Source organism: Paenibacillus gorillae (assembly GCF_000513275.1).
Classification (GTDB): domain Bacteria; phylum Bacillota; class Bacilli; order Paenibacillales; family Paenibacillaceae; genus Pristimantibacillus; species Pristimantibacillus gorillae.
The window spans coordinates 41,291-48,011 of sequence record NZ_CBVJ010000116.1 but is presented as its reverse complement, the minus strand read 5'-3'; the positions used below and the strand labels follow the sequence as shown (position 1 = coordinate 48,011).

General features: G+C 49.4%; 8 protein-coding genes. 4 read left to right on the top strand and 4 right to left on the bottom strand.

The features are described from left to right. Nucleotides 1-786: 786 nt before the first annotated feature. Both TY10_RS22245 and TY10_RS22240 read right to left on the bottom strand, forming a co-directional pair. Nucleotides 787-2,187 carry an aldehyde dehydrogenase gene (locus TY10_RS22245; protein WP_042168420.1) on the bottom strand — a complete coding sequence of 467 codons (1,401 nt, stop codon included), beginning with the start codon at nt 2,185-2,187 and terminating at the stop codon, nt 787-789. A 198-nt stretch (nt 2,188-2,385) separates the two neighbouring features. After that, the gene (locus TY10_RS22240; RefSeq protein WP_042168444.1) at nt 2,386-2,748 is read right to left on the bottom strand and encodes a DUF1304 domain-containing protein; all 363 of its coding nucleotides are present in this window, start codon (nt 2,746-2,748) and stop codon (nt 2,386-2,388) included. Nucleotides 2,749-2,854: 106 nt separating this feature from the next. Between TY10_RS22240 and TY10_RS22235 the strand changes: the two genes are divergently transcribed. After that, entirely contained in the window at nt 2,855-3,091 is a 237-nt protein-coding gene (locus TY10_RS22235) for a DUF6953 family protein (protein ID WP_042168417.1), read from the top strand. A gap of 62 nt (nt 3,092-3,153) precedes the next feature. Here the strand turns inward: TY10_RS22235 and TY10_RS22230 are convergent, their stop codons facing one another. Beyond that, on the bottom strand, nt 3,154-3,768 hold the full coding sequence (locus TY10_RS22230) for a cyclase family protein (RefSeq protein ID WP_042168414.1): 615 nt from the start codon (nt 3,766-3,768) through the stop codon (nt 3,154-3,156). Nucleotides 3,769-3,782: 14 nt separating this feature from the next. Next, nucleotides 3,783-4,688 (bottom strand): LysR family transcriptional regulator, encoded by a 906-nt coding sequence (locus TY10_RS22225; protein ID WP_238327889.1) that lies wholly within the window; start codon nt 4,686-4,688, stop codon nt 3,783-3,785. Nucleotides 4,689-4,809: 121 nt separating this feature from the next. Between TY10_RS22225 and TY10_RS22220 the strand changes: the two genes are divergently transcribed. The 3 genes from TY10_RS22220 to TY10_RS22210 all read left to right on the top strand — a co-directional run bounded on the left by TY10_RS22220 (nt 4,810) and on the right by TY10_RS22210 (nt 6,594). Beyond that, the gene (locus tag TY10_RS22220) at nt 4,810-5,559 is read left to right on the top strand and encodes an SDR family NAD(P)-dependent oxidoreductase (RefSeq protein ID WP_042168412.1); all 750 of its coding nucleotides are present in this window, start codon (nt 4,810-4,812) and stop codon (nt 5,557-5,559) included. A 154-nt stretch (nt 5,560-5,713) separates the two neighbouring features. Next, nucleotides 5,714-6,271, top strand: a complete 558-nt coding sequence (locus TY10_RS22215; RefSeq protein WP_042168410.1) for a TetR/AcrR family transcriptional regulator — start codon at nt 5,714-5,716, stop codon at nt 6,269-6,271. After that, a complete protein-coding gene (locus tag TY10_RS22210) occupies nt 6,268-6,594 on the top strand; it encodes a DMT family transporter (RefSeq protein WP_042168408.1) in 327 nt (108 codons plus the stop codon). The genes TY10_RS22215 and TY10_RS22210 overlap by 4 nt, the downstream gene beginning before the upstream one ends. Nucleotides 6,595-6,721 lie beyond the last annotated feature (127 nt).

Sequence of the window (6,721 nt, the reverse complement as noted above, 5' to 3'; positions counted from 1 at the left end):
ATGAACGGAGGAGCTCGAAGTTACTTATCAGCATAGATGAACAGTAAATTTCGAAATTACTTGCCAAGTAGAGCGGGACTGTCGTGTTCTAACTTAGATCCCAGCAAAAAGGAACCTTCCGTGCGTAAAGTAACCTTTAATAATGCGTAGTGGACGGACACATCGGAAGTAGCTAAGTGCCGTGCGCAAGAATTAGCGAAGCGCCTTCGCAATATAACGAAGGCAGATTCGCTGTAGAGATGTAACGAGAGCATCGGACTAGCTACAGCGAACTAAATTTCGCTATCCGTGAACCTAGGTTCATGAGTAGCGAAGCTAGGCTCGCTATCATGCTGGTCGATGTTGGACTGGCCCTCGAGAGCGAGGTTTGATTCGTTAAATAGCGAAGCTGGTTCGCTAACGGGAGACGGATGAGGTTCGAAGTTACTTATGAGCAGGGATGCACGAGTTAGCCCGAAGTAAGTTGCCAGCAGGGGCGAATTCCAAGTCTGATGTAACTCCCCAGCAGGGCTAAACTAGTAAACCCAATGTTACTTTTCGTCAGAGATACATAGTCGGACCCGAAGTTACATGCCAGCACGACACGACACATAAGCTCCAAACATCCCAAACATCCCAAACATCCCAAACATCCCAAACATCCCAAACAGCCTAAACAGCCTAAATAGCCCAAACATCCCAAACATCCCAAACATCCCAAACAGCCCAAACAGCCTAAACAAAGGAATCCCCCAGCCAGAGCAGCTGAGGGATTCCTTTGTTTGCACTTTATCTATTTCCTTCTATTTATTTCAGCAGCTTTTTGATCAGCTTTAGTCTGTCGTTGTAAGGCGGGAACAGGATGGTGATGTCCAGCAGCGTGCTTTTTTTCAGGATGCTTTTCTGATGGGAAAACTGGTCGAAGCCATGCTTGCCGTGGTAGGCTCCGACACCCGAGTTCCCAATGCCGCCAAAAGGCAGGTAGGGATTGATAATATGGGAAATGGTATCGTTGACGCAGCCTCCCCCGAACGAAATGCGACTCAGCACCTCTCGCTCCACGCTTCGGTTCTCCGTGAACACGTACAGGGCAAGCGGCTTAGGCCGCGCATTAATGCCATTAATCGCCTCGTCCAGATCCTGATATTCCATAATCGGCAAAATCGGACCGAAAATCTCTTCTGCCATGGCAGCGTCTTTCCAGCATGCGGAATCTAGCAGCGTAGGCTCAATATAAAGATCATCCCTATCGACAGTACCTCCATAGCGAATGCCAGCCCGATCCTGTTCCAGTATAGCCGCCAGCTGATCAAATCTTCTCGTATTGACGATCCGGCCGTAATCGCGGCTAGCAGCAGCATTCGCTCCGTAAAAGCCGGAAATCGTTTCTTTCAGCTTGACGACTAGCTGCTCCTTAATATCAGCATGCGCGAGAATATAATCCGGGGCGATACAGGTCTGACCCGTATTCATAAATTTGCCCCAAGCGATCCGCTTGGCTGCCAGATCCAGATTGGCGGAGGCGTCCACGATAACGGGGCTTTTGCCTCCCAGCTCCAGAATGACCGGTACGAGGTTCTTCGCTGCAGCAGCCATGACGATCTTGCCGACAGCGGTACTTCCGGTAAAAAAGATCAGATCAAAGGGAGCATGGATGAGGAGGGAGGTTACCTCCTTCTCACCTTCCACGACACGAATATAAGCGGGATCGAACGTTTCCCCGATCAAGCGGGCGATGACTGCAGAGACATTCGGCGTCAATTCCGAAGGCTTCAGCAGTGCACAATTGCCTGCGGCGATCGCACCGATCAACGGTTCCATGCAAAGCTGGAAGGGATAATTAAAAGGGCTAATAATTAAGACCGTGCCATAAGGCTCCGAGCGGATAGAGCTGGTTGAGGGCATAAGTACAAGCGGCGTTTTAACTTTGCGGGGCCTCGCCCAGCGCTTCAGCTGTTTAGCGGTGTGCCGGATGCTGTCCAGCGCAAAACCAATTTCAGTGGCATAGGCTTCGAAATCACCTTTACGCAAGTCTTGGTAAAGCGCTTCCGTAAGCTGCGGCTCAAACTTTCGAATAGCGTCGCGAAGCTTAAGAAGCTGTGCGATCCGAAATTTCACATCTTGTGTGGTTCCGGCGGAAAAATACCGCTTATGCTCCTCTATCGCTTGCCCAACACTATCCGCGTCTATCGTTGCGGTGGCGGTCATCAGCAGCCCTCCTTGTCATTATTTTCTAATTTTATTGTGAGCGAAATGGAGTGCTTTGACAAGTAGGAACCATTATTTGTCGCTGTAATTGTATAGACGAAGGGTGATAAAAGAAAAAAGCACTCCGCTTGTTAGTTTTGTCTAACTGGCAGAGTGCTGTTCTTCAGGGAGCCAGAAGGCTCTCACACTATGGCTAACTTACAGCCACAATACACAAGCTAGGGCGATTAATGCAGGCAGGCCTTGGACGAGCAGTATGGATTTTTTGGCGGTTAATCCGCCGAATAGAGCGGCAACCAGCACGCAGCCCAGGAAAAAAATCTCGATATGTCTGCCGATATCCGCATTCGGATACAGCAAGCCCCAGATGAGACCGGCAGCAAGAAAGCCGTTGTACAGGCCTTGATTCGCGGCTAGCGACTTGGACATTTCCGCTTGTTCGGCGGTGAGTCCAAAGGTGCGAAGCGTGCGTGGAGCCGTCCAGCGGAACATTTCGAGATATAAAATGTAAAGATGCTCAATAGCGACAATAGCGACTAAAATCATTGGCAGCAATGAAATCCCTCTTTTCGAATGGTAGTGGATGGAACAATTAACGTCGTTGCTATTTAATGGGCCTTGCATTATGCTTAATCTTCTTAAGGGTCAATAAGGAGGCGATTCAGCCATGGAAATAACGGAACAGCAGATTGCCGAATGGATGGTAGAAGAAATCAGGTCGAAGGGAAATCTCCATCAGAGTGACGCCATCGACTACGTCAAAGCTCACTTCGGAGAATCCTTCGTCTTCGTTAATGAGAAGGGTAACCCTTCACTGTCAAAGGAAGTGAAGAAGGCGTTCCGCAAGCTGCATAAAGGAAGAATAGCTTGGGACCGGGACGGCTTTTTCTGGGCATGGACGTAAGGTAAGGATGAAGGGATCGGTACTAGGGCTCGCAGCCTTGGAACCGGTCCTTTTCACTATCATCATAGCGAACGAGCGATCACTCTGGCAACGGATGAATCCGCATCGATATGGAGCGGCAGCGCGATAACTTCGAACGGGCCGGCGTCCAGCAGTTGTTCCGCATTGGCTAAATTTTCGATTAGAAAAATCTGTTCCCGGAACAAAATTTGATGCACCTCAAACGGATACTGATCGGGAGAAGGCGTATCCAAGCCGACCATCTTCACTTGCTTGCGTACCATAAGTTTGGCGAAGCTCTCCGTCAGAACCGGGTAATGGTCAAAATAACCCGGACTCCCGTATTGCTTGCCATGTCCGGTGAGTACAATAACGATATCATTCGGCTCAATCATCGCCTCGTATTCCGGCCTTGCATCAATGACGCTCTGGCCCCGTACATCTAGCAGACAACCCCGGCCTATAAATCTGTCCACCGGAAACTCGTTGATACGTTTATCGATGTCGAGCAGATGCATCGGGCCGTCAATGTGGGTGCCGGCATGCATATTGATCGTCAGCAGATGGTTGTTGTAGCCATCCTTCTTGAATTGCTTGGCATGCTCCAGCTTCGTTTCCGTATCGCCGGGATAGATGGGCATACCGTTACGAATGGGATGAGACAGATCAATCAGCATCTCTAAATGTCCACCTATCCTTCCTTCAGCTCATGATTAAGCCGCTTAATAAATAACTGTGACGCTGCTGACAGCGTCGACTCTCCTGAGCTGATCCAGCCCAGCTGAAAGGGCCTGTTGTCCGGCATATCGAGCTGAAGCAGGACGATATCCGAGCCTATCGAGTGCGTATTGAAGGAGAAGTCCAAGCCTACTGTGACCGCTAAGTTTTCGACGACGGATTTTTGAATAGCAACAAGGTTGTTCGTATGGAAAACAACTTGAAACGGCCCGTACTCCTGTTCCAGCTGCCCGATGAAAAACTTCAAATAATCGTCCTTGTACAATACGATCGGATGCTGCATTAATTGTTGAGGCGTAATCGATTTGCGCAGCGCAAGCGGCGATTGCTTGCTCACACCAACGACCATCCGTCCCTCCAGCAACTTGCCGAAGGACAGATTGCTGTGCTTGCTGAGCATATCCTCGTACAAAATAATGAGGCCGATATCTGCCCGATGCTGCAGCACATCATCCATAATCTCACGGGTGCTCTTTTCCGTCATTTCCATCTCGATATGTGGATAATCCCTTTTGAAGCCGATAATCGTATGAATAAGCAATGACAATGGACCCGGAATAGCGGCCATACGCAGCTCACCCTGTTGAATACCAGTGAACAACTGGGCCTCCTGCTTCAATTCCTGCAGCTTTTGCAGCACTTCGACCGCTTTATCTACAATGGCTTGTCCTTCTACCGTAGCTGTCGCTCCATTGCGGGACCGGGTAAACAGGGTTATGCCGAGCTCTGCCTCCAGGTTGGAGAGCGACTGGCTGACAGCGGACAGCGTGACATGGCTGTTCTTCGCGGCTTGGGTAAGCGAGCCCGTCTTCGCAACTTCGACGATGAACTCCAGCTGCTCCAAATGAATAATATTCACGTCCCTTAGTTCAGTTCTGCTTAAGTTACACCTAACTAAGTATAAATATACTTAATGTTAGGGCGGGATTACAATAGGGTTGTAAATATTTTTTTCTTCATAACAGAGGAGGTTCTTATAGATGAATACAAAACGGGTTGCGGTTATTACAGGAGGAGCTAGCGGTATTGGCAGAGAGGCGAGCTTGCTGTTCGCAAGCAAGGGAGATCGTGTCGTCGTTGCCGATTTTAACGAAGCGGGCGGTCAAGAAACGGTTGAACGGATTACCGAGGCTGGCGGCGAAGCAACGTTTATCCAGGTCGACGTCTCGGATCAGGCGGCAGTTGAGGCGCTGGTTGAGCGTACGGTAGAGGTCTACGGACGAATCGATGTCATGTTCAACAATGCAGGCATTGGCGGAGCAGGCCCCGTACTGAATCAGAGCATGGACTTGTATCATAAAACAATCGCCATTAACCAGCATGGCGTTGCTTACGGCATTATTGCAGCGGGACGTAAAATGAAGGAGCTCGGCATTAACGGCGTTATTATTAATACGGCATCCGTTTTCGGTGTCTTGGCATCGCCAGGTACGTTTGCTTATCACGCTACGAAAGGCGCGGTAATCATGATGAGCAAATCGGCCGCTTTGGAGCTTGCGCCGCATGGCATTCGCGTCGTAGCGGTTGCACCGGGCGCAGTGGATACGCCGATTATTCAAGGCTACAAAGATAACGGCATGCTCGATAGCATGCGGGCAAAAGTAATGGGCGGAGAGCTGACGAAGCCGGAAGCGGTGGCTAAATCGGTCTATCTCGTTTCTCTTCCGGAAGCGGAAGCTATTACAGGCAGCGTCGTAATGGTCGATCAGGGTTATGCTTCTTTTAAATAATAGGGTATAGTTCAGGACATTTCGGGTGGATATCCTCCCGGGATGTCCTTTTGCTTTTGACCGCCGAGTTATTCCTATGGTATACTGAGTGCACGGAAAACAATTAAAACAAAATGTTTTCCATGGTTTTATCATGGCTGAGGAGTGCATAGGGATGAAAGAGCGAATTATGGAAGCTGTTCAGCATGAGGTATTGCAGCGCGGCTTGAAATTTTCCATACGAGAGGTCGCCGCTAGGGCCGGCATTAGCACAAAGACACTGTACCAGAACTTTTCCTCCAAGGAACAAATTGTCGCCCGGCTCGTTGAAGCGTCAATCGAGGATATGAGAGCTCTTGAAGCCTCGATAATGCAGGATCAAACGCTGTCGACTTGGGAGAAGCTTTACCATACGCTAGTTAATATGCCGACCGGTTATGCGTTCTATGACATGCGCTCGATGCAGGATTTGCGAAATCTTTACCCGGAGCAATGGACCGCGATGGATCGTTTTCTCAAGGAAGGCTGGGATCAGATTCGGCAGCTTATTGCGCAGGGCGTGGAAGAAGGCAGCTTGCGAACATTCGATATCGATTTGTTTATCGATATGTACGACAGTACTTTTTATTACTTTATGGAAACGAAAGGCGGCCTGGCGCTGGATCTTGCAGTGAAGCAGATCGTCGATATTTTAATGCATGGAATTGGGATGCAAGAAGGGGAAGGCGCATGAAGGCATACTTATTTCTGGCACTCGCCATTGCCAGTGAAATTGCAGCAACATCGATGCTGAAGGCGTCGAACGGTTTTACGAAGCTTTATCCGAGTATTGGAACGGCAATCGGATTTGCTATCGCCTTTTATTCGCTGTCGCTATCGCTGCAGCAAATTCCGCTTGGTGTTGCCTATGCGATATGGTCTGGTGTTGGTACGGCCATTACAGCGGTAATCGGCATTGTTATCTGGAAAGAGACGGCGAGCTTGTCGACGGCAATCGGGATTGTATTGATTATTGCAGGCGTAGTCGTGTTGAATATGAAGGGCACAGCCCATTAATGGGATGAAAGAGCAGCGAAGCCAGAGGGCTGAGACTGCTCTTTTTTTATGCCGCCCGCACGATTTTAGCACAGCCGGAATAGTTTGGAGGGGGCACCATATGATATTTGTAAGCGCTATCAATTGG

What these genes read in the sequence shown, in the direction of transcription:
- TY10_RS22245 (WP_042168420.1), bottom strand. Translation starts at nt 2,187, where the DNA reads ATGACCGCCACCGCAACGATAGACGCGGATAGTGTTGGGCAAGCGATA.
- TY10_RS22235 (WP_042168417.1), top strand. Translation starts at nt 2,855, where the DNA reads ATGGAAATAACGGAACAGCAGATTGCCGAATGGATGGTAGAAGAAATC.
- TY10_RS22230 (WP_042168414.1), bottom strand. Translation starts at nt 3,768, where the DNA reads ATGCTGATTGATCTGTCTCATCCCATTCGTAACGGTATGCCCATCTAT.
- TY10_RS22220 (WP_042168412.1), top strand. Translation starts at nt 4,810, where the DNA reads ATGAATACAAAACGGGTTGCGGTTATTACAGGAGGAGCTAGCGGTATT.
- TY10_RS22215 (WP_042168410.1), top strand. Translation starts at nt 5,714, where the DNA reads ATGAAAGAGCGAATTATGGAAGCTGTTCAGCATGAGGTATTGCAGCGC.
- TY10_RS22210 (WP_042168408.1), top strand. Translation starts at nt 6,268, where the DNA reads ATGAAGGCATACTTATTTCTGGCACTCGCCATTGCCAGTGAAATTGCA.